22 protein-coding genes are annotated in these 26,081 nt (G+C 55.7%); 9 read left to right on the plus strand and 13 right to left on the minus strand.

Annotated features, from left to right (window positions below):
- Window positions 1-36: 36 nt before the first annotated feature.
- The gene (gene cyoA / locus IB237_RS01520; protein ID WP_192487819.1) at window positions 37-1,104 is read right to left on the minus strand and encodes a ubiquinol oxidase subunit II; all 1,068 of its coding nucleotides are present in this window, start codon (window positions 1,102-1,104) and stop codon (window positions 37-39) included.
- A gap of 311 nt (window positions 1,105-1,415) precedes the next feature.
- Here cyoA and IB237_RS01525 point away from each other — a divergent pair, with 311 nt between their 5' ends.
- From IB237_RS01525 to IB237_RS01535, 3 genes are all read left to right on the plus strand, one after another.
- Entirely contained in the window at window positions 1,416-2,711 is a 1,296-nt protein-coding gene (locus tag IB237_RS01525; RefSeq protein WP_192486847.1) for an MFS transporter, read from the plus strand.
- 393 nt (window positions 2,712-3,104) lie between these two features.
- Window positions 3,105-8,615, plus strand: coding sequence for a glutamate synthase-related protein (locus tag IB237_RS01530; protein ID WP_192486848.1), 5,511 nt, complete (start codon window positions 3,105-3,107; stop codon window positions 8,613-8,615).
- A gap of 28 nt (window positions 8,616-8,643) precedes the next feature.
- The gene (locus tag IB237_RS01535; protein ID WP_192486849.1) at window positions 8,644-10,419 is read left to right on the plus strand and encodes a sulfite reductase subunit alpha; all 1,776 of its coding nucleotides are present in this window, start codon (window positions 8,644-8,646) and stop codon (window positions 10,417-10,419) included.
- Between the two features lie 76 nt (window positions 10,420-10,495).
- Here the strand turns inward: IB237_RS01535 and IB237_RS01540 are convergent, their stop codons facing one another.
- From IB237_RS01540 to fabA, 5 genes are all read right to left on the minus strand, one after another.
- On the minus strand, window positions 10,496-11,065 hold the full coding sequence (locus IB237_RS01540) for a TadE/TadG family type IV pilus assembly protein (protein ID WP_192486850.1): 570 nt from the start codon (window positions 11,063-11,065) through the stop codon (window positions 10,496-10,498).
- Between the two features lie 7 nt (window positions 11,066-11,072).
- Entirely contained in the window at window positions 11,073-11,666 is a 594-nt protein-coding gene (locus IB237_RS01545) for a TadE/TadG family type IV pilus assembly protein (protein WP_192486851.1), read from the minus strand.
- Between the two features lie 222 nt (window positions 11,667-11,888).
- Entirely contained in the window at window positions 11,889-12,695 is an 807-nt protein-coding gene (gene fabI / locus IB237_RS01550; protein ID WP_192486852.1) for an enoyl-ACP reductase FabI, read from the minus strand.
- Window positions 12,696-12,700: 5 nt separating this feature from the next.
- Complete coding sequence (fabB, locus tag IB237_RS01555; RefSeq protein WP_192486853.1) at window positions 12,701-13,924, minus strand: beta-ketoacyl-ACP synthase I; 1,224 nt, start codon at window positions 13,922-13,924, stop codon at window positions 12,701-12,703.
- A gap of 78 nt (window positions 13,925-14,002) precedes the next feature.
- Window positions 14,003-14,518 carry a 3-hydroxyacyl-[acyl-carrier-protein] dehydratase FabA gene (gene fabA, locus IB237_RS01560; protein WP_192486854.1) on the minus strand — a complete coding sequence of 172 codons (516 nt, stop codon included), beginning with the start codon at window positions 14,516-14,518 and terminating at the stop codon, window positions 14,003-14,005.
- Between the two features lie 305 nt (window positions 14,519-14,823).
- Here fabA and irrA point away from each other — a divergent pair, with 305 nt between their 5' ends.
- Window positions 14,824-15,243, plus strand: a complete 420-nt coding sequence (gene irrA / locus IB237_RS01565; RefSeq protein ID WP_192486855.1) for an iron response transcriptional regulator IrrA — start codon at window positions 14,824-14,826, stop codon at window positions 15,241-15,243.
- A 28-nt stretch (window positions 15,244-15,271) separates the two neighbouring features.
- Here irrA and IB237_RS01570 read toward each other — a convergent pair whose 3' ends face one another.
- On the minus strand, window positions 15,272-15,907 hold the full coding sequence (locus IB237_RS01570; protein WP_192486856.1) for a trimeric intracellular cation channel family protein: 636 nt from the start codon (window positions 15,905-15,907) through the stop codon (window positions 15,272-15,274).
- A gap of 116 nt (window positions 15,908-16,023) precedes the next feature.
- Between IB237_RS01570 and IB237_RS01575 the strand changes: the two genes are divergently transcribed.
- A complete protein-coding gene (locus IB237_RS01575; protein WP_371815214.1) occupies window positions 16,024-16,500 on the plus strand; it encodes a hypothetical protein in 477 nt (158 codons plus the stop codon).
- A 16-nt stretch (window positions 16,501-16,516) separates the two neighbouring features.
- Here the strand turns inward: IB237_RS01575 and IB237_RS01580 are convergent, their stop codons facing one another.
- Complete coding sequence (locus tag IB237_RS01580) at window positions 16,517-17,230, minus strand: YoaK family protein (RefSeq protein WP_192486857.1); 714 nt, start codon at window positions 17,228-17,230, stop codon at window positions 16,517-16,519.
- Between the two features lie 450 nt (window positions 17,231-17,680).
- On the opposite strand from IB237_RS01580, the gene exbB reads away from it, so the two are divergent.
- The 4 genes from exbB to IB237_RS01600 all read left to right on the plus strand — a co-directional run bounded on the left by exbB (window position 17,681) and on the right by IB237_RS01600 (window position 21,488).
- On the plus strand, window positions 17,681-18,913 hold the full coding sequence (exbB, locus tag IB237_RS01585; RefSeq protein ID WP_192486858.1) for a tonB-system energizer ExbB: 1,233 nt from the start codon (window positions 17,681-17,683) through the stop codon (window positions 18,911-18,913).
- Between the two features lie 5 nt (window positions 18,914-18,918).
- On the plus strand, window positions 18,919-19,413 hold the full coding sequence (gene exbD, locus IB237_RS01590) for a TonB system transport protein ExbD (RefSeq protein ID WP_192486859.1): 495 nt from the start codon (window positions 18,919-18,921) through the stop codon (window positions 19,411-19,413).
- On the plus strand, window positions 19,410-20,363 hold the full coding sequence (locus tag IB237_RS01595; protein WP_192486860.1) for an energy transducer TonB: 954 nt from the start codon (window positions 19,410-19,412) through the stop codon (window positions 20,361-20,363). Before exbD ends, IB237_RS01595 begins: the two co-directional genes overlap by 4 nt.
- 135 nt (window positions 20,364-20,498) lie before the next feature.
- Window positions 20,499-21,488 (plus strand): Ldh family oxidoreductase, encoded by a 990-nt coding sequence (locus IB237_RS01600; protein WP_192486861.1) that lies wholly within the window; start codon window positions 20,499-20,501, stop codon window positions 21,486-21,488.
- Window positions 21,489-21,864: 376 nt separating this feature from the next.
- On the opposite strand, the gene IB237_RS01605 is transcribed toward IB237_RS01600, so the two are convergent.
- The 5 genes from IB237_RS01605 to IB237_RS01625 form a co-directional block, all read right to left on the minus strand.
- Window positions 21,865-22,149 carry a LuxR C-terminal-related transcriptional regulator gene (locus IB237_RS01605; RefSeq protein WP_246787606.1) on the minus strand — a complete coding sequence of 95 codons (285 nt, stop codon included), beginning with the start codon at window positions 22,147-22,149 and terminating at the stop codon, window positions 21,865-21,867.
- Between the two features lie 316 nt (window positions 22,150-22,465).
- Window positions 22,466-23,503 (minus strand): AraC family transcriptional regulator, encoded by a 1,038-nt coding sequence (locus IB237_RS01610; protein ID WP_192486862.1) that lies wholly within the window; start codon window positions 23,501-23,503, stop codon window positions 22,466-22,468.
- Window positions 23,504-23,657: 154 nt separating this feature from the next.
- Window positions 23,658-24,251 carry a phosphonate metabolism protein/1,5-bisphosphokinase (PRPP-forming) PhnN gene (phnN, locus tag IB237_RS01615; RefSeq protein ID WP_192486863.1) on the minus strand — a complete coding sequence of 198 codons (594 nt, stop codon included), beginning with the start codon at window positions 24,249-24,251 and terminating at the stop codon, window positions 23,658-23,660.
- Window positions 24,251-25,390 carry an alpha-D-ribose 1-methylphosphonate 5-triphosphate diphosphatase gene (locus tag IB237_RS01620; RefSeq protein WP_192486864.1) on the minus strand — a complete coding sequence of 380 codons (1,140 nt, stop codon included), beginning with the start codon at window positions 25,388-25,390 and terminating at the stop codon, window positions 24,251-24,253. The genes phnN and IB237_RS01620 overlap by 1 nt, the downstream gene beginning before the upstream one ends.
- 13 nt (window positions 25,391-25,403) lie before the next feature.
- Window positions 25,404-26,072, minus strand: coding sequence for a DUF1045 domain-containing protein (locus IB237_RS01625; protein WP_192486865.1), 669 nt, complete (start codon window positions 26,070-26,072; stop codon window positions 25,404-25,406).
- Window positions 26,073-26,081 lie beyond the last annotated feature (9 nt).

Here is a 26,081-nt window from a genome sequence, read left to right on the forward strand (position 1 = left end):
CGGGGTTTCCGCGCCGTTGAAAGTCAGTGACGCCAGTCAGCCGGCAACCGGTTTGCTTTCCGGCAGGGCAGCCTTGATGTCAGGCAGAGCAGCAGGAACGAATGTCTGGCCTTCGATAGCCGCCGGCGTGGACTGCGAACCGGACGCCATGCCGTAAGGCGAAAGCGGGGTGCAGATCACGGAGTTCAGCGCCTTGGCGATATCGATGCCTTCCTTGCCGCCGCCGCCATTGGCGTCGATGTGCATCATGTCACGCATGCAAAGCTTGTTTGGCTCTACGCAGCGGTTGAGGATTGCGTCATACAGTTGTGGGTCGACACTGGCGAAGTACTCGACAGGATTACGCTCGCTCGGCTTGGCGAATTCGAGGTATTCCATCCGGCCGAAGCCCTTGCCGCCGTCCTTGACCTTGGCAACCCACTGGTCGAAGCCTTCATTGCTCAGACCGTGGAACTTGAAGCGCATGTGCGAGAAGCCAGGGCCGGAGAAGTTCGCCGAGAAGCCGTCATAAACGCCTTCCTTGTTGATGACTGCGTGCAGCTTGGTCTGCATGCCGCCCATGGCGTAAATCTGGCCAGCCAGTGCAGGCACGTAAAATGAGTTCATCGCCGTGGTGCCGGTAATTTTGAAGTTGATCGGAACATCGATCGGGGCAGCAAATTCATTGACGCTGCCAATGCCCAGCTCTGGGTAGAAGAACAGCCACTTCCAGTCCATAGCCACAACCTCGACCGTCAGGGTCTTGGTTTCAGCTGTCACAGGACGGTCCGCATCAATGCGGTCGATCGGGCGGTAAGGATCCAGACGGTGGGTTGCGATCCACGTCACGGTTCCCAACATGAGAATGATGGCAACGGGAGCAGACCAGATCACCATTTCAAGGCGCGTGGAGTGGTGCCACTCTGGATCGTAATCTTCAGCCTTCGCCGATTCACGGTACTTCCATGCAAAGAACAGCGTCAATGCAAGAACCGGAACGATGATGAGCAGCATCAACACAGTTGAGGTGATGATGAGATCACGTTGCTGGATGGCAATGTCCCCGGAAGGGTTCATAACCACGAGATCGCAGCCGCTGAGCAGCAGCAACGACGAAAATGCCATGAAGGCAGAAGAAAATTTCTTGATCGTGGGCACGTTCTTAAAACTCGTACTGTTTCAATTGTACCGCGAATAATTGCCAAACGTCATTATTGTAATGAGGTATTTTGTCGCGGTGCAGCGGGATCGCCGCAGCGCAACAGCCACGGCATGGCTGGGTGCATTATCTCATAGAAGGCCCTTGGAGCAAGTCCTTCCTGCAATCTTCATTTGACGGCTGTGCGCAGACTGTGTGACAATCCGCCGCAGGTAACGCAACGGAAGAGGAGCCAGCGCGTTACCCAACATGGTGCGCCATACGCAGGAGGAATAAAATGAGTTATATCAATAGTTCGCAGACCTATCCTGAAACACCTGCGACAGTCGATCCGGACCGCATCACCATCGCGGTCATTCTGGCAAGAATGACAGAGTTTTTTGACTTCTTTGTCTATGCCATCGCATCGGCATTGGTTTTTCCCTACGTCTTCTTCTCATACGCAGATCCGCTGACAGCAACTCTTTATTCCTTCGCAGTCTTCTCACTGGCCTTTATTGCCCGCCCCATCGGCTCAATGATTTCGCTGCAGATCGACAGAAAGTTTGGGCGTGCGGCGAAATTGACCGTCGCATTGTTCACACTCTGTGGTTCCACCATGGCGATCAGCTTCCTGCCGTCCTTTGCGGACGCTGGCATGTTGGCGCCAGTCCTGCTCGCCGTGTTCCGTATAGGTCAGGGACTTGGTCTGGGTGGTGCGTGGGACGGACTGACCTCGCTTCTGGCGATGAACGCACCTGCGAAACAACGTGGCTGGTATGCCATGATGCCGCAGATCGGTGCGGCCATGGGTTTTGGTCTGGCAAGCGCCTTCTTCATCGTTTTCTTCACTCAGCTTTCACATGCTGAATTCCTGGCATGGGGCTGGCGCTTCCCGTTCTTCGTGGCATTGGCACTTAATGTGCTGGCGCTGTTTGCCCGCCTTCGCATGATTGTGACGCCGGAATTTCAGGCCATGGTGCAAAGCCATGAGTTGGAACCAAAGCCGGTTTTCGAAATGCTGCGGTCGCAGTCACGCATCGTTCTGACCGGTGCCTTCGTTCCGCTGGCCAGCTTTGCACTGTTCCATTTGGTCACTGTGTTCCCGCTTAGCTGGGTCACGCTCAACACCAACCAGAAGATTTCAGACTTCCTGTTCGTACAGTTCGTTAGCGCCATCATCTGTGGTGGCATGATTGTCGTGTCCGGCGTACTGGCTGACAAATTCGGCCGTCGCAAACTGCTCGGCGTGGCCGCCATTCTTATCGCGCTCTTCAGTCTCGTAACGCCACTGCTGCTTAACTCGGGTGATATTGGCCGTTACCTATTCGTGTTGATCGGCTTTTCGCTGCTCGGTCTGTCCTTCGGTCAGGCAAGTGGTGCGCTGGCTTCGCGTTTCAGCCGTGAATACCGCTACACCGGTGCGTCTCTGACGTCGGATATCTCTTGGCTCATCGGTGCCGGTTTCGCACCGCTGGTGGCTCTCGGGTTCTCGTCAGAATTTGGTCTCATAGCGGCCGGACTTTATTTGCTCTCCGGCGCAGTCGCGACACTTATTGCCCTTGCATTCAGCACGACGCTTGATGCGACCTGATTGATTTTAGCAACAAACTAACCTGAGTAACCTTAAAGCCGTGAAATTCGTAAAGGATTTCACGGCTTTTCGTATTTTTATTGCGCGGACGTTAATTAATCTTGATTTCTGAAATCAACATAGATATGTAAGTCATGCTGACATAAATTGGCACGGTGTTCGTGTCGACAGCACAATTTGGCGCGGGTCATGAAATACGTTTCGACCATAAAATCGATGAAAGCGGCAATTGCCGGCACCGCGGTGCCAGCCAATACGCGCACGTCGATTATTCGCGCCGCGAAACGCCGATAACAGAAATCTGAAAAGGAGCAGTCAGGTCACCTGCGGCTCCGCCTGCGGGTGAAAAAGGTGACGCCTCGCTGCGCAACTGCGCCGGAACGGGAGATACCGATGAGCGTGAATGACCCTGATTATGGCCTTTATGACATTGCTGCCGAAAAGAGCAGCTGCGGCGTTGGCTTTATTACGCGCAAAGACGGTTTGCAGACCCATGACGTGCTGAAGCGTGGCCACGAGGCGCTTTGTGCTGTGCCGCATCGTGGTGGCATGTCGGCAGAGGGCGTTGGTGATGGTGCCGGTATCTCGGTGGATCTGTCCCTGTCTTTTTTTCGTCAACTGACCGGCTCTGTCGAACTGGAAGCCGGTCGGTTTGGTGTCGGTAATTTCTTCCTGCCGCAAAACGCCGCCTTCCATGATGAGGCTATTGAGATCATCGAAAAGGCACTTGAAGAACAGGGTTTCTCCGTGCTTCTGGTGCGCGATGTGCCGGTTGATAACAGCGCCATTCGTGAAGCTGCGGTTCGTTACCAGCTTCCCATTCGCCAATGGGTGTTTTCGGCCCATGCAGGTTGCCGCGCTCGTGGCGAGTTTGACTGGCGTATCCATAAGGCCTTGCTGGCTATCGAAGCCATTGCCTACACGCGCCCGGAACTGTCGGGTTTTTATCCGCTGTCGCTGAGTGCCCGCACCCAGGTTTTCAAAGGTCGTCTCAATTCGACGGAAGTCATGCCATACTTCTGCGACCTGGTGGACCCGCGCCATGAAGTACACACAATGTACTTTCACACCCGCTTCTCCACCAACACCGACCCGCATCCGTCCATGGCGCAGCCATTCCGCCTGATGGCGCATAATGGCGAACTGAACACCGACAAGAAGAACCGCCTTTCGGAAGCTGCTGTCGCCTTGGCACGCAATGCCAGCATCATTCGCCCCAAGGGGCAGTCGGATAGCTGCCGTCTCGACCAGACGCTGCAGGCCCGCGTTATGGAAGACGGGCTTGATCTGGTAACTGCTGTCGTTTCGATGATGCCGCCAGCCTGGGAAAATGACGAGACATTGTCGCCGCAAGTGCGGGCGATGTTTGAATATTTCTCCCTTTACGAAGAGAAGAACGATGGTCCCGCCGCGCTGATCTTTGGCGATGGCACCATCGTCGGTGCACGCCTGGACCGTCTGGGCTTACGCCCACTGCGCACCGTCGAAACAGACGAGTATCTCTGCGTAATGTCAGAAGCAGGCCAGATTGCCTTCCCACCGGAAAGCGTCATCCATCGCGGCCGTATCGAAGCCGGCGGCATGCTGTATTTCGATCAGGCCGAGCGCCGTGCATGGTCGACCGTCGAAGCGCTGGAAATGCTGGCATCGCGCCGCGATTATTCAACATTGCTGCGTGAAGCCCGTGTCACGCTGGAAGAGCTGCCTGAGGTTCCCGCAGAAAATCAGGGATCGCCCCAGCGTTACAATGGCGATCTGGAACGCCATCAGCGTTATGTCGCTTATTCGCACAATCAGGAAAGCTTCAAGTTCCTGATGGACCCGATGCTGGCGACTGGCGCTGAAAAAATTTCCGCCATGGGGTATGGCAACGCCATCAATGCGCTGTCGGATCAGGAAGGCGGCGTCGCGAAATATTTCTCGCAGCGTTTTGCGCAGGTCACCAATCCGCCGCTCGACAGTATCCGTGAAGCCGACGGCATGACGTTGCGCGTTGCGCTGGGCGCCAAGCCCAATATCGGCGCAAAGGCTGCCCGCCAGATCGTCGTGCGCTCTCCGATCCTGACCCATCTCGACATGTTGAAAATCCGTGAGCAGACGGAAACGCCGGTTCGTCGTTTTGAGATGCTCTACACCCCGATTTACAACGATCCCAAGGCCAACGAGGCCGCGTTGCAGGCGGGTATCGACAGTGTTTGCAACAAGGTCGCAGCCTTCGCTGCCGAAGAGGGTGGCATTGCTGTCATCACCGATCGCCACGTTGCCACTGATCGCGCTGCCCTGCCGATGATCATTGTGATCTCCGCATTAAACCAGAAGCTGATCGAGGAAGGCCTGCGCCTTCGCGTGTCGCTGATTGCCGAAAGCGGTCAGTTCTCCTCGTCGCATCACATTGCAGCGGCTCTCGGCTTTGGTGCATCCGGCGTTTATCCGCTCGGTGTGCAGTTCCGCGCCGAGGAAAAGTTTGGTGCAGATGCCGACAAGGCCTTCAAGCGTTTCGCCAAGGCTGCTGAAAAGTCTCTGATGAAGACCATGGGCAAAGTCGGGCTCTGCACCGCTGAAAGCTATATCGGCGGTGAGTTCTTTGAACCAAACTTTCTCGACACCAACGACCCGGTGCTGAAAAAGTACTTTCCCAACGTCAAGACGCCGGTTGGTGGTGTCAACTTTGCCGTTATCGCGCAGGCCGTCGCCGACTGGCACCGCAAGGCGTTGACCGTCAAGGGTGAGAGCGACATTCCGCTGCTTGGCCTGTTCAAGGAACGTGCCGAAGGTGCTGGCCATTCCTATGGCACCACGGCTGTGCGTGGCTTCGTTGACATGACCGAGGAAAAGATCGCGTTCCACAAGGACGCCGAAAACAGCGTTGGCGAAAACGAGGACATGTTGCGCCTGCTGCCGCTCAACCGTCTGGAAGATGCCTTCGGCCTCAACGATTCCGCCTATTACCACAACAGCTTCGACCGCCTGACACCTGAGGCAATCGACAAGTTCCAGATCACACCGGGTTATCGTGCCTTTACCCGCATGATGAGCGAAGAACGCATGCGCCGTCCATCTGCGTTGCGTGATGTGCTGGACCTGCCGGCTGACGTCACCTTTGCCAACTCGCCTGCAGAATTCCGCAAGGAAATGGGCCGTTTTTCGCGCAAGGGCAATAACAGCTTCATGGTGCGTGGCCTGACCGTTGAGAGCGTTGGTGACGAAGAGTTCCGCCTGCGCCTCACCGGTCCGTCCGGCGGTGATCTGACACGGCTTGCAGCCCTTGGCCAATCACTGGTCATCCGTTTCGGGCAGGATATCGTCGGTCATTGGTTGGAAGGCGGCGCATTGGCCGTTCAAGTCAAGGGACAGGCACTGGATTACCTGTCGCTGATCCACACCGCCCCTGCCAGCATCCCGCTTGAGGATGTTCAAAAGGCAAGTGACATCACCAGACTTCTGGCCTCCGGTGCCATGAGCCATGGCGCGCTGGTTGCCGCCGCTCATGAAGCGGTGGCGCATGGCACCAACATGGTTGGCGGCATGTCCAACTCCGGCGAAGGTGGTGAGCATATCTCGCGTTACGGCACCATACGTGCCTCGCGTATCAAGCAGTTCGCGTCCGGTCGTTTTGGCGTCTGGGCAGGTTATCTAGCTGACCCGATGCTGGAAGAGATCGAGATCAAGATCGGTCAGGGCGCAAAGCCGGGCGAGGGTGGTCAGCTGCCTTCACCAAAGGTCACGGTGGAAATCGCCGCAGCCCGTGGCGGCACACCGGGCGTTGAACTGGTTTCGCCACCACCGCACCACGACACCTATTCGATCGAGGATCTGGCGCAGCTGATCCATGATGCCAAGGCGGCGCGTGTGCGAGTTATCGTCAAGCTAGTATCGTCGGAAGGCATCGGCACGATTGCGGTTGGCGTTGCCAAGGCCGGTGCAGATGTCATCAACGTTGCCGGCAACACCGGCGGCACGGGTGCGGCTGCCGTTACCAGCCTGAAATATACCGGCCGTTCGGCGGAAATCGGCATTGCCGAAGTGCACCAGGCACTCTGCGCCAATGGTCTGCGTGCCAAGGTTCTGCTGCGATGCTCCGGCGCACATCAGACCGCAAGTGATGTCGTCAAGTCAGCCCTCCTAGGTGGCGACAGCTTCGAATTCGGCACCACGGCGCTGATGATGCTGAAATGCGTCATGGCCAAGAACTGCAACATCAAGTGCCCGGCTGGTCTCACCACCAACCAGGAAGTGTTCAATGGTGATCCGCGCGCTCTGGCGCAGTATCTGATGAACATTGCCCACGAAACACGCGAGATCCTGGCGGCCCTTGGTCTGCAGTCTCTGGCGCAGGCACGTGGCCGTTCCGATCTTCTTCACCTTCTCGACCACCCATCCAGCGTTGGCCAGCTTGACCTCCGGGCAATGTTGACTGTGGTTGAGGAGGTGAAGATCGCCAACCCGGTTTACATGGAAAAGGACTTCGCACTGGATGATGCTTTCATCGAACTGGTGCGTTCGGCCCTGGTCGACGGCAAGCGTGACAACATCGAGCTTGGTGGCAACCGCTTCCTCAACAACTGCAACAAGAGTGTTGGCGGTCAGCTTGCGGTCGATATCGAGCGCATTCTGAACCATGAACTGAGCGATGAGCAGGTGGCGACACTGCCTGCCGTCCGCCAGGATGAACGTGGTCGTCGTTTTCTGGAGCCCGGTGCCGTGCGTATCGCCACATCGGGGTCTGCCGGTCAATCCTTCGGTGCCTTCTGCAATGACGGCATGGTCATGGTCCACACCGGCACCTGCAATGACGGTGTTGGCAAGAGCGCCTGCGGCGGTACCATTGTCGTGCGTTCGCCAGGTGGTGGTTCGGCCGAGGCTGGTGGCAATGTTCTAGTTGGCAACTTCGCCCTGTTCGGTGCAACGGGTGGCCGCACCTTTGTTGAAGGGCAGGCGGGTGACCGTTTTGCGGTGCGTAACTCCGGTGCGACAGCGGTTGTTGAAGGTGTGGGCGACTTTGCCTGCGAATACATGACCAATGGTGCGGTCCTGAACCTTGGCAGCTTCGGCAAGGGTTTCGGAAACGGCATGAGTGGCGGTTTCGTTTACCAGTATGACCCCTATGGCGATCTGCCAAAGAAGGTCAGCCACGATTCCATTCTTCTGGGCTCTATCACGGGTGATGATGAACAGGCCGCGATCCATAATCAGGCCGTTCACCAGCTGCTAAGCTGGCATGTTGCCGAAACCGGTTCTGCCAAGGCCGCATGGCTTCTGGAAAACTGGGAGAGCGAGCAGCATAACTTCGTGTACGGAATGCCGCGCGCCCTGCTGCTCTACCAGGACAGCAACGAAATCCTGAAGGCAAAGCCACGCAAGGAACTGCTTGAAGAACTGGCAACGGCGCTTGCAGCCCATCAGGTTCGCAAGTTCAAGCTGGCCTATCGTGACAAGCGGGCGGTACTGAACGGTTCGGTACCTGGTTATGGCGAGACCGATACCGAGGAGATGTACGCGCTCCTCAACAATTACACGGTGCTGAGCATGGCGCAGGCCATTGCCATGCAGCGTGTACCGCTAGCGCGCGGTCCGTCCGACCCGGCGATTGAAAAGGCGGTACGCAACCTCATTCTGACCGAAGATTTTGCGCTGATGCAACGTCTGCTGAAATATGCACGTGAAGCATTGGCCGGCCACAATGACGAGCAGCTTGCTGTTATGATCGCCGCCAAGCGACTGGACGACTACAGGCAGGCGCTTTCCAAGCGCAACATCCTGTCTATGGACAGCCCGGGCACCTATGGCTGGATCATTCAGCAGAACGCCAGAAACATTGAAAAGATCGGACGCCTGCCGGGCTTCGAGGAACTGTTCGCAGCCAATGCGTTGCCGGACCTTGCCCTCGCAGCCAGACAGAACTGACTGAGACAGATTGAACTGAGTGAGAACGATGAAGATACCTTACATTCCAGAAGATGCTCCGTTCAATGGCGACCAGCGTGCATGGTTGTCAGGTTTTCTGGCCGGCCTGCACTCACGCATCAGTATTGGTGGTGAAGGCTCTACAGCCGTGGCCGCAGGTCAGTCTCCGAAGGCCGCAGCTGCGGTACTGAATGTACTCTACGGCACGCAAACAGGTAATGCCGAAGGACTGGCGATGGACATAGCGGCCGCTGCCCGCACACAGGGCATGCAGCCAGTTGTCACCGCATTGGACGATATTTCCATGGAAAACCTCGCTGTTATGAAGCGGGTGATCGTGGTTGCCTCGACCTATGGCGAAGGTGAAATGCCCGACAATGCCCAACTGTTCTGGGATGCGCTTTCCGCCGATACCGCGCCACGGTTGGAAACCGTCAATTTTGCGGTGCTGGCGCTGGGTGACACCGGCTATGACGGCTTTTGCCAGGCTGGCAAACTGATCGATACACGCTTTGAGCAACTGGGTGCCAAGCGCCTGCATGCCCGCCTTGATTGCGATATCGATTATGAAGATGCCGCTGCCGCTTGGATTGGTGAGGCACTGCCCGTCGCTGGCGCTATCGATGGTGGTGATGTCGCTGCGAATGCAGTTCCAGTCGCTGCTGCGGAACCGGCTAGGGCGAAGTCCGCATGGAACCGCAAGAACCCGTTCTCTTCGGTTGTCTCGGTCAATCGTCGCCTGTCGGGTATCGATTCCGCCAAGGAAATCCGTCACTATGAATTCGATCTCGGTGACAGTGGTCTGGAATATGAAGCCGGTGACGCCTTGGGTGTTGTCCCGTTCAATGACCCGGCACTGGTTGACGCCATTCTCCAGCGTCTTGGTGCCAAAGCTGATGATGCCGTTGCCGGCCTCGATCAGCCACTTGGCGATGCCCTGCTGAAACAGTTTGAAATTTCGACCCCGTCTCGCGAACTGGTGCAGGATGTTGGCAAGCGTGCCAATCATGAAGAGCTGAACCATATCTTGCGCAATGGTGACAAGCAGGCGCTGGACGCCTTCCTATGGAGCAAGGACACACTTGATCTCCTGTCGCTTAACTCGGCGATGGATTTGAACGTGGCAGATTTTGTGAAGCTGCTGAAGCCGCTGCAGCATCGCGCTTATTCCATCTCGTCCAGCCCATTTGCCGCCGAAGGTAGCGTACATCTCACCATTGCCAGCGTGCGTTACCACGCGCAGGGTCGTGATCATGGTGGTGTTTGCTCAACCTATCTGGCCGACCGCGTTGCGCAGGGGGAAAATGCCGGTATCTTCGTGTCGCAGAACAAGGCCTTTCGTGTGCCAGCCAACAATGACGCACCCATGATCATGGTTGGTCCCGGTACCGGCATTGCACCATTCCGTGCCTTCCTGCAGGAACGGCAGCAGCGTGGTGCCAAGGGCAAGAACTGGCTATTCTTCGGTGATCAGCATCGTGCCAATGACTTCATATACGAGCAGGAACTGGGCGAAATGAGCAGCAACGGCGTTTTGACACGCCTTGATCTGGCTTTCTCCCGCGATCAGGCAGAAAAAATCTACGTGCAGACCCGCATGAAGGAAAACGGCAAGGCGCTCTATGCCTGGTTGGAAGAAGGCGGCCATTTCTACGTTTGCGGTGATGCAACACGCATGGCCAAGGATGTCGACGATGCCTTGCATGATATCGTTGCCAGCCATGGCGGCCTGTCAGCGGAAGCCGCGGGTGATTACGTCAATGGGCTGAAGCGCGAGAAGCGATATCTGCGCGACGTTTATTGATTGCCTTGAAAGAAAAAATCCTCAGGGGCGGCCTCGAGGATTTTACGGATCTTTGCTGCGGATCTCCCTGGATTGATCAGCAATTTGTGCAGGCAAGCGTCGTACCAGCACGCTGACGGAAGAAGTCTTCCCGCGAGATATTCACCGTCTTGACCTGCGGCGGCATAACGCTTGGCATGAACATCAGCAATTCATGCGGAATGGTCAGTTCCGAGCGAACAAGGAACGTATTGGCAACGGTAAGGGCGCTTGGAATGGTAACGGCCGCACCCACAGCATAAGGCCGTGAGTCATCCTGTGCCCAGGACCAGGCGACTGTCGGTTTTGATGACGCATCAATGGAAATACCGGTGATTTTCAGCTTGAGGCCGGTGATGCCGTAAGGCTCGAAAATGCCGTCGGCAGCATTGATCATGGTTTTCAGATAGGTCTTGTTGACGCTGGTCTGCTGCGTGACGATATCGGCGATTGAGCCGGAGGCACGCGTCGCACGTTTTGCAACGCTCAAGCCAATCGTCAGCTCGAAAGATGTGATGTAGACCATCAGCAAAATGGGCACGATAATTGCAAACTCGACGGCACCCATGCCCTCGCGATCTTTCACCAGTCTTCTGAATATTCCGGAAAAGCTACGTTGTTGCTTCATCGTCCGCTCAATTGAATCGTGGTTCATTCTGGTAGGCCGATGTTGCGACAATCAGAAAATAGGACGGTACGGAGGCATCCGTCGGGCGAATATTGCTGATATAAGGCCGGATAAGGTCAGTAATGACCTGCCACTTGTAATAGGCGCGCAGCATGTTGATCGTGCCGGGACCGCCGGGTTCATATTTAAATGCCGACGTGTCGAGATCACCGTTCTTGACGGGCACTGAGCTTGGCATATCGGCAAAATTGGTAAAGGTACGTGCGTCGATAAACAGCTTTTGTGGTGTCTTTGCCTCCGTCGTGGAGCAAGTGATCATGATGGCAATTTCATTGCAGAACAGCTGGCGAAACTGTTCGGCTTCCTTGTCCGTCGTGGAATCGATCTTGTAGGTGATCTGCCCCGTGCGCAATTTGCGCGACATGTTTTCAACGGCATTGGAAACCAGCTGTTCGCCGGTAAAGGCAATGAAGGTTTCAACGATCGCAAAGATGATCATGAAATAGGGAATGGCAAGAATTGCGAATTCTATCGCGGCGGCGCCATCGCTCGATTTCCGCAGTTTTCTGATCTGTCCGAAAAATCTGAATACTGAACGCATGAGGCGTGACTATCTTCATGATGCATGGCGCCTGCCGATGCTCATCAACGGCAATACGCGGTCACGTTAGAAGCTCAATGTTTAAAATATCTTGCGCTGGTCGGAAGAATGCGACGCAAATGTAGCTTTAACGGTCATTTTTTTGCTGAAATGACCGGTTTCAAAACAAAAAGCCTGCCGTTGATAAAACGGCAGGCTCTCATCGTGTCGTCTGAAACTGGATCAGTCGTGATCGGCTTTCGACAGTACCTCAAGCGTTGGCGTCGAGGTGATGTTGAAGCCGCAGTCGACGTAATGACATTCACCGGTCACGCCACGTGATAGGTTGGACAACAGGTAAAGTGCAGATCCACCGATATCCTCGATGTCGGCGGTGCGACGAAGCGGAGCGTTTTTCTGGTTCCAGGCAAAGATGGCGCGTGCATCGGAAATGCCTGCGCCAGCAAGTGTGCGTACCGGGCCGGCAGAGATCGCGTTGACGCGAATATCGCGCGGACCGTAATCCGCAGCCAGATAACGTACAGACGCTTCAAGAGCGGCCTTGGCAACGCCCATGACGTTGTAGTTCGGGATTACACGCTGCGAACCATTATAGGTCAGGGTCAGCATGGAACCGCCATCGGTCATCAGTTCAGCGGCGCGCTTGGCAATTTCCGTAAACGAGAAGCAGGAAATGACCATGGTACGGCTGAAGTTTTCACGCGTCGTATCGGCGTAAAGGCCCTTCAGCTCGTTCTTGTCGGAAAAGCCGATGGCGTGAACGACGAAATCGATCTTGCCCCAACGTTCTTTCAAAGTCGCAAAAAGCGCGTCGACAGAAGCAATGTCTTCAACATCGCATGGCACCACGAAATCAGAATTCAGCTCTGCAGCAAGCGGTCTTACGCGCTTGCCCAGTGCTTCGCCCTGATAGGTAAAGGCAAGCTCAGCGCCCTGTGCAGAGAGCGCCTTGGAGATACCCCAGGCAATAGAATGGTTGTTGGCCACACCCATGATGAGGCCACGTTTTCCCTGCATGATGCCATTCATGGCTTTTATCCGTTGTAGCGCTGGAATACGAGCGTAGCGTTGGTACCACCGAAACCGAAGGAGTTGGACAGAACGGTATCGATCTTTGCATTGTCGATACGGTTGCGAACGATCGGTACGCCATTAAATTCCGGGTCAAGCTCGGAAATATGGGCGCTCTCGCCGATGAAACGCTCCTGCATCATCAACAGGCCATAGATGGATTCCTGTACGCCAGCAGCGCCGAGGGAGTGACCCGTGAGCGACTTGGTGGACTGGATGTGCGGGATGTTGGAACCGAACACTTCGCGGATCGCGCCGATTTCCTTGCTGTCGCCAACAGGGGTCGAGGTGCCGTGTGTGTTGATGTAGTCAACGTCACCCTTTACGGTCGACAGAGCCTGACGCATGCAGCGGATCGCGCCTTCGCCCGACGGAGCAACCATGTCGTAACCGTCAGAGGTTGCGCCGTAACCGACGACTTCAGCGTAAATCTTTGCGCCGCGTGCCTTGGCATGTTCCAGCTCTTCCAGAACCAGGACGCCCGCGCCGCCGGCGATGACGAAACCGTCGCGGTTTGCGTCATAAGCGCGCGAAGCCGTTTCAGGTGTGTCGTTGTACTTGGAAGACATTGCGCCCATGGCGTCGAACAGGTTGGACATCGACCAGTCGAGGTCTTCATGACCGCCAGCAAACATGATGTCCTGCTTGCCCCACTGGATCATTTCAGCAGCATTGCCGATGCAGTGTGCGGATGTCGAGCAGGCCGAAGAGATCGAGTAGTTGACGCCGTGGATCTTGAACCAGGTGGCAAGTGTCGCGGACGCGGTTGAAGACATCGCCTTCGGCACGGCGAACGGGCCGATGCGCTTCGGGCTGTTGTTCTTCAGTGTGATGTCGGATGCTTCAACGATGGTGCGCGTCGATGGACCGCCGGAACCCATGATGATGCCGGTGCGCTCGTTTTCGCTGATGTCCTTGTCCTCAAGACCGGAATCCGCAATCGCCTGCTTCATGGCAACATGGTTCCATGCACCGCCCTGGCTGAGGAAGCGCATGGCCCGACGATCAACCAGGTCGGTTGGGTCGAGCGAAGGCTTGCCCCATACCTGGCATTTGAAACCGTGTTCGGCGAAGTCTGGCGAGAATGAAATGCCGGACTTTGCGCCTCTGAGGGATGCTGTTACCTCTGCGGCATCGCTGCCGATGGAAGAAACAATGCCGAGGCCGGTGACAACTACGCGTCTCATGAACGTGGACCTTTTCTTTAGATTGTCGCTTGGCGGTCAAAATACCGCCGGGCGCCTGTCAGACTCTAACTGCCAGGTTCAGGCAGTCTTTTCTTTCGAAAGACCAACCCGAAGGTCGGATGCCTGGTAAATGGTTTCGCCATCGGCTTTCAGCCAGCCATCTGCGGTGCCCAGTACAAGGCGACCACGCATGACGCGCTTGAAGTCGATGCCGTATTCAAGAAGCTTGGTGTGCGGGCGAACCATACCCTTGAACTTCACTTCGCCGGTGGAAAGCGCCATGCCGCGGCCTTCTTCACCCAGCCAGCCAAGGAAGAAGCCAGTCAGCTGCCACATGCCATCGAGGCCAAGGCAGCCAGGCATGATTGGGTTGCCCTGGAAATGGCAAGGGAAATACCAGTCGTCAGGGCTGACATCGTAAGCTGCACGAATAAAGCCCTTATCGAAGGCGCCGCCGGTTTCGGATATTTCAGTAATGCGGTGAACCATAAGCATGGGAGGCAGAGGGAGCTGCGCGTTGCCGGGGCCGAAAAGCTCTCCACGGCCGCATGCCAGGATTTCCTCGTAATTGTAGCTTGATTGCCTCGTCGTCATGCTCTTTTCCGTTTCCCCAATACTGTTCAACTCAAATCTGTCTAGAGCATGTGAGGTTCAAAATGAAGCGTTGCAAGGGGTCGGCGGCGCGTCATCATGATGCATGCAAATAACAAATCCTAATGTTCTTTCCGGTCCGCATACAGGAAGCAGTCCTTATGAACCAGAGAAAAAATCAAAAACAAGGCCAATTCACAGGTGTTGCAGCTTCTGCAGGCTATAGAAGCTATTGAAACGTATTCTTGTAAAAGTTATATGCTTTAAGAGATTAACCTGAAATTGGATGGTTTTTAGGAACGGCCTGTATGTCACTAGACGCAAATATCGATATCGGTTCCCGGCTTCGCCGTTATGGCTTGCGCCCGACACGGCAGCGTGTTGCGCTGGGTGACCTGTTGTTTGCCAAGGGTGACCGCCACCTGACAGTCGAAGAACTGCATGAAGAAGCCGTGTTGGCTGGCGTGCCGGTTTCTCTGGCTACCGTCTATAATACGCTTCACCAGTTTACCGAAGCCGGGCTTATCCGTGTGTTGGCCATGGAAGGCGCGCGCACCTATTTCGATACCAACGTGTCTGACCACCACCACTTCTTTGTCGAAGACGACAATGAAGTGCTCGACATCCCGGTCAGCAACATTCAGATCGATAACCTGCCGGAGCCTCCTCCGGGTATGGAAATCGCCCATGTGGATGTTGTCATCAGGCTTCGCCGCACCCGCGATTGAACCGCGAATTTCCGACTTTCTTGTCTTTTTATAGAATATCTTCCGGCGGTCTGCCTGGACGTGTGCGATAACGCGGGAAAGTCCAGCCGAAAATCAATGCGCCGCTTCTGATCGCAAAGGCAGTCGTCACGCCAGCGGCCGATGCAGCATAAAGCGGAAAGCCCATGGTATTGGCTGCTGTGAAAACGCAGGCACCTGCCAGTGCGCAGGTTATATAGACCTCAGGGCGCAGCAACACAGATGGTTCTCCCGCAAGAAGATCACGCAAGATGCCACCGAATGTTGCGGTCAGTGTGCCGGTAACAATGGCAACGGTCGGTGAACCGGTGGCCGCAAGGCCTTTGGCGGCGCCCATCACGCAATAGGCCGACAGACCGATGGCATCGAGCCAGATCAGCAGACGGTAGCGTGACTCGAACAAGTGCGCGGTAAAAAACACCAGGATAGCCACCGAGACACAAACGAGAATGAATGTCGGGTTGAGGACCCAGAAGACCGGTGCGCGACCAAGGACCAGATCACGCAACGTGCCGCCGCCAATACCTGTTACGGCAGCTAGAAACATGAAGCCGATAAAGTCGAGCTGTTTGCGGGATGCGGCAAGAGCGCCCGTCGCGGCAAACACGGCGACGCCTGCATAATCAAGAAAACCGAGCAGGGTCATGCAATTTACCTCGAATTCAGAAAAACGGCGTCAGTGTCACGCAAGCACAATGGCTTAATATCTTGGGCCAAGCTTCGCAGACATCCATAGCGGAAAGCAATGCAAAGGAAAATGCCGTGAGATTGCCAATCGTAATCCTGCTTCAGTTGATATTCATGTTGCCCTTTTTTTCGCAAGGAGCGATGGCGCAGCAGGAACTGGTGCGGGATCCTGCCGAATATGAACAAGCCCACTTCAGCAAGGTCTGCGAGAAAGTGGAGTTTGGGGATGACTTCATTACGCAACTGGACATCAATAATGACGGCCTGATGGATGTGGTTACCAATCACGGCGCAATCACCTGCGACGGTGAGAAGGGCATGAACTGCACGGACGAAGGTTGCCCCTACAACTTCTATGTCCAGGTTCAGGAAGGCGGTCATATCATGATCGCAACGGCGCAGCTCTACAGCTATGACTTCATCAAGCGTTTCGGCAACATGGTCTTCGTGTTCAAGATGCACCCGAAATATTGCGACCGGACCGATGAGCGCCAGTGCGAGATGACGGTTCGCGTGCGCGGCACCCGTTTTGTGACCATTTCCAAGAACTGATCCGGTTGCACCCGGTTCAGGGGGCAGGCATTTTTCTTATTGTCACGCCCTGATTGTAACGATGCCGCAGCGAGCGCGGCATCAGCATGGTGATGAAGGCCAGAAGCGTGACGATGGCGGCAACGATCCAAAGGGACGCATAGTCCATATACGCCCCGACAACAGCACCACATAAAGCCCCGCTCAACATGCCAAGCCACGGCACAATTTGGATGGTCCAGTCCATCTTGCGCTCACCGATCAGCCAGCGGCCAATGCCACGCCCGAAGCGGGAGAGCGCCCCGGTCACATAGGTCAGGCCGATCGGCAGGCCTTCGACATGCTCGACGGCGGCATTGATCATGCCCATGGCCAGAACCACCATATAGAATTGTACAAGCGGCAGGTCCGTGGTCGGTATGACCGAGGCGACGGCCAATGTTGCACCAACTGCGGCAAGCACCGCAAAGATGCGGTTGTCGGCCCTGTGCGCAATGACAATCCCCACCGCATTTCCCAGCACAAAGGTCGCAATAGCCCCCAACAGTTTCAGGGTATGGCCCCAGTTACCGTCCTGCAAGGACATGGCTGCCCGTGTTGTGTTGCCTGTCATGAAGGAGACGAAGTCGCCGGACATGCGAAGGCCTATGGCGTCCGTCATGCCGGCGATAAAGGAAAGGGCAGCGACGAGCGCAATACCCATGCCGGTGCGTTTGGCCTTGATAAGAGAGCGGCGTCTTTGTCGTGTCATGATCTGCTCGACTGCGAATAGGTTTCGCGGGCCGGCGAGCCGTGGTGATGCGCGGGTCGGGTCCGACTCAAATTAGAGTGCTTGAGCTTTTGTTGTAGGCTCATTCCCCTGATCACCGCAACTTTACATCGCAGCTTCCCCGTTCAATCCGCTTTGTACGCGAGGGATAAGGTCGCAATTTACCTTGCCTGAGGTTGTGGTCGCGCTACACCAACTTGTGATTTTCACATCGGCTTGTGGGCGCATCCCCAGGTCAAGGTCCAGCTTCGTACAAAAACATCCAAAAAGTACAAGACTCTGCAAATCGGTAAATATATAGTTGCCAAATGTACTCATGTTTATTATCGGACTGCTATGAAAGAGAGCCGGGGCATCCTCGCTCAATTGAGCCAAAGGCTTGACGGTATTCATGGGTGCTCTTTTTTTACGGTAGACCGGGAAACCAATATCATGCTCGCCGAAACGTCCATCACCTCATCTGCTACCAGCGCGCGACGCAGCAATACATCCATTGCGTCTTTTTACGCTGTCGCTTTAGCAGCTCTTATGACTGCGGGTAGTGTCGCGGCGCAGACTTCGGCTCCTTCTGTAAGTTCTGAACAACCGGCAGCTGTCCAGGCACCTGCAGCGACCACCGCCCCGGTATCGCCGGCGCCGGCAACATCGACCCAGCAAAACCCTGCGCAAGCAATTCCGGTTCAGGCGGCTCCTACAACACCGGCAGCGACACCTGCACCGCAGGCCGCCGAGCCATCAACCAACGCGCCAGCAACAGGCAGTGAACAGACACCACCTGCTGCTACACCTGCGCCGAATGCGGCCCAGACTGGTCCCGCACAACAGCCAGCGGCTGCTCCGCAGTCCGAGCCAGCAGCGCAGGAGCCAGAAGCTGCGCCAGCAGAAGCTGAGCAGCCCGCTACCATGCTGGAGCAGATTTTCCAGAGCCCAGGCGAACGCTCCGACATTCCGCACGACCTGTCGCCTGTCGGCATGTTCATGGCAGCGGACTGGGTGGTCAAGGCGGTTATGATCGGGCTTGCTTTCGCATCGATCGTCACCTGGACCGTTGGTTTTGCCAAGATTATCGAACTGGCCGGTGCGCGCGTGCGCGTTGGCGCCGCCTTGCGCATTGTTCGTCGTGCCCGTTCGCTGGAGGAAGCTGTTCAGGCGGTTGAAAACAAGGGCGGCCCTGCAGCATTGATGCTGAAGGTGGCATCGTTTGAAACGAAGGTTTCCGATCCAGTTGTCGAACACACCGATGGCGCCGGCATCAAGGAGCGCGTGGCCTCTGCCCTGTCGCGTATTGAAAGCCACGGCGGGCGTCGCATGTCGCGCGGTACGGGTGTACTGGCGACCATTGGTTCCACCGCACCGTTTGTCGGTCTGTTTGGCACGGTCTGGGGCATCATGAACTCGTTCATCAGCATCTCGGAATCGCAGACCACCAACCTTGCCGTTGTGGCACCGGGTATCGCTGAAGCTCTGCTGGCAACTGCGATCGGTCTGGTCGCCGCTATTCCTGCTGTTGTGATCTATAACGTGTTTGCCCGTTCGATTACCGGTTATCGCCACCTGCTGGCAGACGTTGCGGCAGGTGTCGAGCGTCTCGTTAGCCGTGATCTCGATTTCCGTCGCGTTCCCCCCAGCGACAACAAACCTTCCGTTTCGCTTGTTGGGAGATAAGGGCTATGGCTGGCGGTATTCGTGAAGAAAGCGGCGACGATCTCTCCGAAAACCATGAGATCAATGTCACGCCATTTATCGACGTCATGCTGGTGCTGCTCATCATCTTCATGGTGGCAGCACCTCTGGCCACGGTCGACGTCAATGTTGACCTGCCGGCCTCGACGGCCAAACCTGCAGAGCGTCCCGATGAACCGATCTATCTGACGGTGAAGGAAGACTTGAGCCTTAATCTTGGCAATGATCCCGTCGAAAAGGCCAATCTTGCCTCGATGCTGGATGGCAAGACGCAGGGCAACAAGGATGCCCGCATTTTTCTGCGCGCAGACAAAACTGTCGATTACGGGCAGTTCATGGAAGTCATGAATGCGCTGCGTGATGCTGGTTATCTCAAGATCGCATTGGTCGGGCTTGAAACATTGCCCGCACCGGTTTCTCAAACAGCGCCGGGTGAAACCGGAACTGCGCCAAACGCTGGAACAACGGGAACGGCTCAATGACAACGCTCCGTCAGCCGCAGGCAAGACATTCCAGAGCAGGAGAAATCCTGGTCTGGTCTTTCGCTGCCGTCGTTATGCTTTCGGCACATGCAGGGCTTGCGGCACTGCTGTTGCTGGAACCAGTACCGACTGCGGCACAGGACGCGCCTCCGGCAGCAATCATGATTGAAATGGCTGCCCTGCCGGAATCGGTTGATACGACGGAAAATGTCATCAATCCCGATACGGCTGAAGCAGAAGATATCAAGAGTGACACGGTAGAACCTGTCGAAGAAGTGACCGACGTTCCTCCGCCCCCTGAGCCGCAACCCGAGCCAGAGCCTATCCCGGAGCCTGTTGTCGAGGAAACACCACCTGAGCCGGTAGAAGAGGTTGCAGAACCTCTGCCGGAAGAATTGCCGGAACCGATCGAAGAAATTGATCCGATTCAGCAGGAAATGGTTGCTGCGCTTGAAAATGTGGAAGTACCACTTCCGGTCAGCCGTCCGCCGCCTCCTGTTGAAAAGAAGGCTGAAGTAAAGAAGGTCGAAGACAAGAAAAAGAAGCCTGACACGCAGCCTAAAAAACCGCCGCCAGCTTCAAAGTCTTCGCAGATGGCCAAGGTCGATGCGACTGAGTCCAATCGTACAGCGGCCCAGAAGACCAGTGTTGGTTCATCTTCGTCTTCCGTGTCACCTGCACGTTGGCAGAACCGTGTAATGGCGCATCTTGAGCGTCGCAAGCGTTACCCGTCAGATGCTCGCTCCCGCAAGGAACAGGGAACGGCCTATGTGCGGTTCCAGATTGATGAGGGCGGCAATGTCCTGTCGGTTTCGCTGTCGCGTTCTTCCGGTTCTGCTGCACTGGACGAAGAAGTCGTTTCCATGGTCCGTCGTGCCTCACCGGTTCCGGCCCCGCCACCTGGCGTCAGCAAGACGATTGTCGCACCGGTCCAGTTCACCATTCGCTGAGTGGTGAACTGCATTTACAACGGATGATCCCGAATGCTCGTCTGGTCATGACAAGGGTAGCTTGCTATCGCTTGTCATGACGTGCTTTTCCGTAGACGTTTGTTTGCGGTGCAGTTGAGAAAAGGCCAGCATTTTATGAAGTTCAGTATTTCCGATGCGGAAGATTTTGTTTCCGATATTTTTGAACAGAATGGTGTGATTTCCACCAGCGCCCGCTCTACCGCAAAAGCGCTTGTTGCAGCAGAAGCTGCCGGGCAGGGCGGTCACGGGTTCAGACGCATTCCGGCCTACGTCAAACAGACACGCGCTGGCAAGGTTGACGGCAAGGCTGTCGTGACAACGAGACGTTTGAAACCGGGCGTCCTGGCCATTGACGCCGCTCATGGCTATGCCTATCCGGCGCTGGATGCAGCGGTTGCGGAACTGCCAGCTATTGCCAGGGAGCAGGGCATTGCCTTGGCGGCCATTTCGCGCTCACACCACGCCGGTGTCATGGCCCTGACGGTCGAACGTTTTGCCGAGCAGGGTCTGGTGGCACTGATGGTCGCCAATGCTCCCGCGGCAATTGCACCATGGGGTGGCACCAAACCACTATTTGGCACCAACCCGATTGCCTTTGCGGCGCCGGTTTCCGGTCAGGATCCGCTGGTTATCGATCTGGCATTGTCCAAAGTAGCGCGCGGAAAGGTCATGGCCGCCCGGCAGAAAGGCGTAAAAATCCCCGAGGGCTGGGCGCTCGATATCGATGGCAAACCAACGACCGATGCAGATGCGGCAATGGCGGGCACGATGATCCCGGCGGGTGACGCAAAGGGGGCAGCACTCGCCTTCATGGTGGAGATTATGGCGGCAGGCCTGACCGGTGGGGACTTCGCGTTTGAATCGCCATCTCTGTTTGATGAAAAGAGCCGTTCTGTTGCGCTGGGTCACACCATCATCGTCATTGATCCGTCGGTGACGGCCGGAGATATGTTTACCAGCCGTCTGGCAATGTTTGCCGCAGAGATCGAGGCGCAACCGGAGGCGCGTTTGCCGGGGCGGCGCAGTCAAGGAAACCGCAAGCGCGCATATGATGACGGTATCATCATTGAAAGTGACATTCTGGAAGAGATCGCCGCGCTCTGATCTGTAACGTGTCGGTTTCTTGCAAAAACTAGGCGGCCTGGTGAGGCAATCATTCACCTCACCAGGCCGTCAACCGCAAGTGCGATCCGCCACCGGGTAAACCCGGCCACTGCGGTTACGTATGGCACCGAAGACGTCATCGCCTCGAAAAAACCACACGGGCTGCGCTGCAAACGCAAAACTTGGCAGCGAAGATACATACATCCCTCCCCAATGTGGTTCCCGAATCCGGGTAGAGGGCATGTGATACGAAAACTAAAGCATGCTCACCGAACACAACTACCCGTTTTGGGGTGGGGACATGCAATAAGCAGAGAAAACGGCTATTTTCCGCTAATACACAACGGGGTTGAGCGGAAAATACTTTTGTCGCGGATCAGATGTCGCGCTCGATAATACCCTTGAGCAGGGCTATGCTGATAGCGTGCAACAGATTGTTCGCGCCAAGCTTTTGACGTGCACTCGCAAGTGCCGCCTGAACTTCATCTTCTGATTTTTCAAGATTTTTGGCGATAATCGAAGGGTGAGTGCCCTCCGCCGCCATGGTGAGATAGGTTTTTTCACAGTCGGTCAGCGTTTCAGGGCGTGCGAAATCGCCCGCATGCTGTTTATGCGGAGACATGGTCATTCTTTTCAATACCATTCTGACAAACATGCTCATCGCCCGCTTGGGCGGGTCGGTGGTTTTGTCGTTATTCCAAGAATTAGGAAGTATGCTGCCAAATGCAGCACAACTTCAGCGACTGTCATGAGTGAAAAGGCACGGCGCGACGTTGCGTCCGGTCATTCAGTTGCGGAGCCTAATATACAGAGGGAGATGGGAAATATATAACCTCAGGCGCCAAAAAATGTACTCGAGAGACATTTTTTAGTGATGTGTTGTCCCAATTTGGATCAATTCACAGAATTTCCTGATTTTTATCGAACATGTCAAGCAACTTTACGATGTTTTGCTGCGTCAAAGCGGGTTGTGTTATTCAATAATTTCGTGACATACTTTCGCGCAGGGCTTTTGGGGTCATGCCAAACCAGCGCGACACCGATCGCGAAAAGGCACTTGGCGCCGAATAACCCAGCCGGTAACAGATGTCCGCAATAGGTAATTCGCTTTCGGTCAGAAGCGTATGGCTGGCTTCACGCCTGACCTCGTCCCGCAATGTGTTGAGGTTGGTCCCGGCTTCCGCAAGCCGCCGCTGAAAAGTACGGGCCGACAGGCTGAAATAGGGTGATATCTCCTCAAGAGAAATATCGCGCTCATTCATGCGCATCTGCATGTAACGCCGAACCTGACTGACAAAGTTCTGCTCGGATAAAGATGAAATTTCCGGCCGCATGGCCCGACACTGCAAATCCATCAGCGTAAACAGGCGAATATCACCTTTGGGGTTTACCGCGTCCAGTAGATGTACCGGCACATGTACGCGGTTGATACGCCGTGAATATTCGATGTGTTTGGAGAAAGCTTTTTTGAAAAGGTTGGTGTTTTTAGGCTTAGGCCGTTCCAACTCGACCAGAAGAGTGTCAATTTCGTCGCCAATAATCTGCCGCAACCGGTTAAACGCCATCGCAAGCGACATATCGGTATATTGGTCGCGTTTGGCAATCACAGGCGCAAAAGTCCACGAGAGACTGGCGAACTTCTCGCCAAACTCCAGCTGTGTATCGCTGGCATTGGTCGCGTAATAGAGATGTTCGTCCACGAATTTCAGGTAATCGCGCACAGTTGGCGCACTCATCAGGCCATATCCGAATGGTCCAGTTGCACCAGGGGTGAGAAAACCCGCACACTGCAAACCAAATGTGTCATCATCCGCCAGCGTCGCGCAGGTCTCCAGAAGGCGGCACAAGCGATCAAGACTGACACGTGCCGTCATGCTCTGCAAAACGTCAGGATCAATGTCCAAGGACTTGGCAATCGGCTTGATATCGATGCCAAGGGATTGCGCATAGCCGGAAATAGCCGATCCTAAACCGGCCACAATCGTTATCTCGTCTATGAGCCTTAGATGGGGCATAGCACAATTGGCGTGTGATGTTTAACAAATGTCGCCAAATGGTAATCGCGATATTGCTAGATGTCGAGTGGTTTTGAAATTTTCTTTCGCGAAGTACCCGGAATTTTACCGACTTGAACTAAAGCAGTTTTGAGGGCTCAAGAAGCCTTAAGATTTATCTTTGACGGTAGTCTTCCAGCATCCCAACGAGCGCTTGCGCAGCTGTCTCAAGATCGCCGCTATTGTCGATCGTGGCAACATTAAAGTTGGCGGGGATGTCAAAAACACTGCGCTGTAGCCGCAAGAGAATGTCGGCCTTGCTTTCACGGCCGCGCTTCTCGAGCCGTTCCGCCAAAACCTCGGTCCGCGCCGTAATGTTGATGACCTGCAAACGAGCAAAGGCTGACTGGAAGTCGGGCAGGGTGGAGCGCGATCCGTTGACGATGACAAGGTCGCCCTTCTCCAACTGCGAGAAGACGTAAGCCGGAACACCGTAGCTAAGGCCGTGGGCTTTCCAGCACACCGCAAACTTATCCTGCGCCTCAAGCGCTGCAAATTCGTCTGATGTGACGCTGTCGTGATCCTCACCGCCAGCATCCTTGCTGCGGGTAATGACCCGGCGCACGAAATGCACATCCGGGCAGTCCTGGAAATGCTCTGCCGCCAGCGCCAGCAAGCTGTCCTTGCCGGCACCGCTGGGGCCGACCACGGCAACCAGTGTTCCGTGTCTGCCTTGTGTCATGGACTGGGCGGAAGGGTCGATGTCCATCAGGCGACGCGACGTCCCTGACGCCAGACGGAACGAACCACTGGTACGCCTTCTTCGCGGTGTACACGTACCAGATCGGCGCGCAGGCCGGTGCGTATAGCGCCACGGTCATCAAGGCTGACAGAGCGTGCTGGATTGGTCGTCACGAATGCAAGTGCCTGCGGCAACGATATGCTTTCTACCGAATCTGCGATGATAAACGGCGCGTATAGCAGGCTGAATGGAACGTAATCGGATGACAACACATCAAGTACACCCAGCTCTGCCAGATCCTTGGCCGCAATATTTCCGGAGTGGGACTGTCCGCGCACAATGTTCGGCGCACCCATCAGCACGCTCATGCCGGCCTCGTGCGAGGCGCGGGCGGCTTCGATGCTGGTTGGGAATTCCGCAACCTTGACACCATGGCTGATAGCTTCCTGCACATGTGCGGTGGTGGCATCGTCATGGCTGGCGACGGTAATGCCGCGTTCTGCACAGCGCGCCGCCAGATAGTCACGATGCGGGGCGGAATATTGCGCCGACGCCGATTTGCGACGTTCGACAAAACGGGCAAATGCCTCGTCGCTCAGGCCACGCTTCTTCTGGTAGTAGAGGATATACTGATCGAGCGACTGGAACTGGCGCTGGCCCGGGGAGTGGTCCATCAACGAAATCAGCTTCACATTCGGATCGCTTTCGAAATCCTCGAAATGTTCCAGCACGTCGGATGACGCCACTTCGCAGCGCAGGTGCAGAAGGTGCTCGGCGCGCAGACGGTTCTGGCTGGCGGCGTGCTCAATGGCATCAGCCATTTCACGCATCTCGCCTTTTTTGAAACCACCATCCTCGTCGGAGCCAAGGCGCAGGCAGTCAAACACCGTGGTAATGCCAGACGCTGCGACCTGCGCATCGTGAGCCTGCACGGCGGCTGTTTTGTTCCAGGTCACGCCTGGACGTGGCGAATAGTGCTGCTCCAGATGGTCAGTATGGAGTTCAACGAGGCCGGGGATGAGGTAATCACCTTCGAGATCCTCACCGGTAGTAGAAGGGCCAGCGCTGATATCAGCGATAAGCCCGTCACGGATCAGGACCGAACCTGAAATGATATCGTCTTCAAGGACGATACGGGCGTTGGAAAGAACCTGTTCGGAACGCATTGCTGGTGTCTTTCTATCGGGTGGCAAGCGAGTGCCAGGAGTGAACTTTAAAAGGCTCTCCACGCTGTTCTTCAACAAAAAGCGCAAGGCCGGTAATTGGGAGTGGACGGTTGATAAATTCTGAAAAATGCCCGTTGAGCACGGAATGAATATCAGGGCGATCCGGCTCTTCGGTCGGACCAGTCAGGGTCATGTGGAAGCGAAACTCTTCCATCACATGCGGGTAACCCCACAGCATGAGATTGTCGCGCTGCTTGGGTGTGAGATTTTGTGGGCGGCGGCGGGCGATGTCGGAGTCAGAAAGCGGTGCGCGGAATTCATCGAAAAAATCGACGATATCAGCGGCAAAATCCTGCAATGGCCCGTGCACGGAATGCGGCACAAGCGCGAAAAAAGGGCCGAGCTGACCAACCACGATCTGCGGAATATCAAATGCCGTGCGCATTTCAGCGAAGTTTTTGACAGCGGCAATCAATTGCGCTTCGGTCTTTTTTTCCGACAGCTCGAATGGCGCTTTCAGCGTAGCATGAAAACCGTAACGTCGTGGCTCGGCCGTCAGCTCTTCGCGCGCTTCATTGTCGGCGTGGATCTCACCGGTGAAGGCATCTCGCCCCAACCAACGGGCTGCGGCAAGGTTCAAAGGGTGTGTCTGCGGAGGTGTGAAATAAACAGCGTATCGCACTGTGGGATC

It is taken from the genome of Agrobacterium sp. AGB01 (assembly GCF_014851585.1).
Taxonomy (GTDB): domain Bacteria; phylum Pseudomonadota; class Alphaproteobacteria; order Rhizobiales; family Rhizobiaceae; genus Agrobacterium.

Bases quoted from the DNA above. Each gene is read 5' to 3' on its own strand.
- IB237_RS01570 (WP_192486856.1), bottom strand. From the start codon at position 15,907: ATGACCCTGCTCGGTTTTCTTGATTATGCAGGCGTCGCCGTGTTTGCC.
- IB237_RS01600 (WP_192486861.1), top strand. From the start codon at position 20,499: ATGAAGTTCAGTATTTCCGATGCGGAAGATTTTGTTTCCGATATTTTT.
- exbD (WP_192486859.1), top strand. From the start codon at position 18,919: ATGGCTGGCGGTATTCGTGAAGAAAGCGGCGACGATCTCTCCGAAAAC.
- cyoA (WP_192487819.1), bottom strand. From the start codon at position 1,104: ATGGCATTTTCGTCGTTGCTGCTGCTCAGCGGCTGCGATCTCGTGGTT.
- IB237_RS01595 (WP_192486860.1), top strand. From the start codon at position 19,410: ATGACAACGCTCCGTCAGCCGCAGGCAAGACATTCCAGAGCAGGAGAA.
- irrA (WP_192486855.1), top strand. From the start codon at position 14,824: ATGTCACTAGACGCAAATATCGATATCGGTTCCCGGCTTCGCCGTTAT.
- phnN (WP_192486863.1), bottom strand. From the start codon at position 24,251: ATGGACATCGACCCTTCCGCCCAGTCCATGACACAAGGCAGACACGGA.
- fabI (WP_192486852.1), bottom strand. From the start codon at position 12,695: ATGAATGGCATCATGCAGGGAAAACGTGGCCTCATCATGGGTGTGGCC.
- IB237_RS01545 (WP_192486851.1), bottom strand. From the start codon at position 11,666: ATGCGTTCAGTATTCAGATTTTTCGGACAGATCAGAAAACTGCGGAAA.
- IB237_RS01605 (WP_246787606.1), bottom strand. From the start codon at position 22,149: ATGAGCATGTTTGTCAGAATGGTATTGAAAAGAATGACCATGTCTCCG.
- IB237_RS01525 (WP_192486847.1), top strand. From the start codon at position 1,416: ATGAGTTATATCAATAGTTCGCAGACCTATCCTGAAACACCTGCGACA.
- IB237_RS01540 (WP_192486850.1), bottom strand. From the start codon at position 11,065: ATGAAGCAACAACGTAGCTTTTCCGGAATATTCAGAAGACTGGTGAAA.
- fabB (WP_192486853.1), bottom strand. From the start codon at position 13,924: ATGAGACGCGTAGTTGTCACCGGCCTCGGCATTGTTTCTTCCATCGGC.
- exbB (WP_192486858.1), top strand. From the start codon at position 17,681: ATGCTCGCCGAAACGTCCATCACCTCATCTGCTACCAGCGCGCGACGC.
- fabA (WP_192486854.1), bottom strand. From the start codon at position 14,518: ATGACGACGAGGCAATCAAGCTACAATTACGAGGAAATCCTGGCATGC.
- IB237_RS01610 (WP_192486862.1), bottom strand. From the start codon at position 23,503: ATGCCCCATCTAAGGCTCATAGACGAGATAACGATTGTGGCCGGTTTA.
- IB237_RS01580 (WP_192486857.1), bottom strand. From the start codon at position 17,230: ATGACACGACAAAGACGCCGCTCTCTTATCAAGGCCAAACGCACCGGC.
- IB237_RS01620 (WP_192486864.1), bottom strand. From the start codon at position 25,390: ATGCGTTCCGAACAGGTTCTTTCCAACGCCCGTATCGTCCTTGAAGAC.
- IB237_RS01535 (WP_192486849.1), top strand. From the start codon at position 8,644: ATGAAGATACCTTACATTCCAGAAGATGCTCCGTTCAATGGCGACCAG.
- IB237_RS01530 (WP_192486848.1), top strand. From the start codon at position 3,105: ATGAGCGTGAATGACCCTGATTATGGCCTTTATGACATTGCTGCCGAA.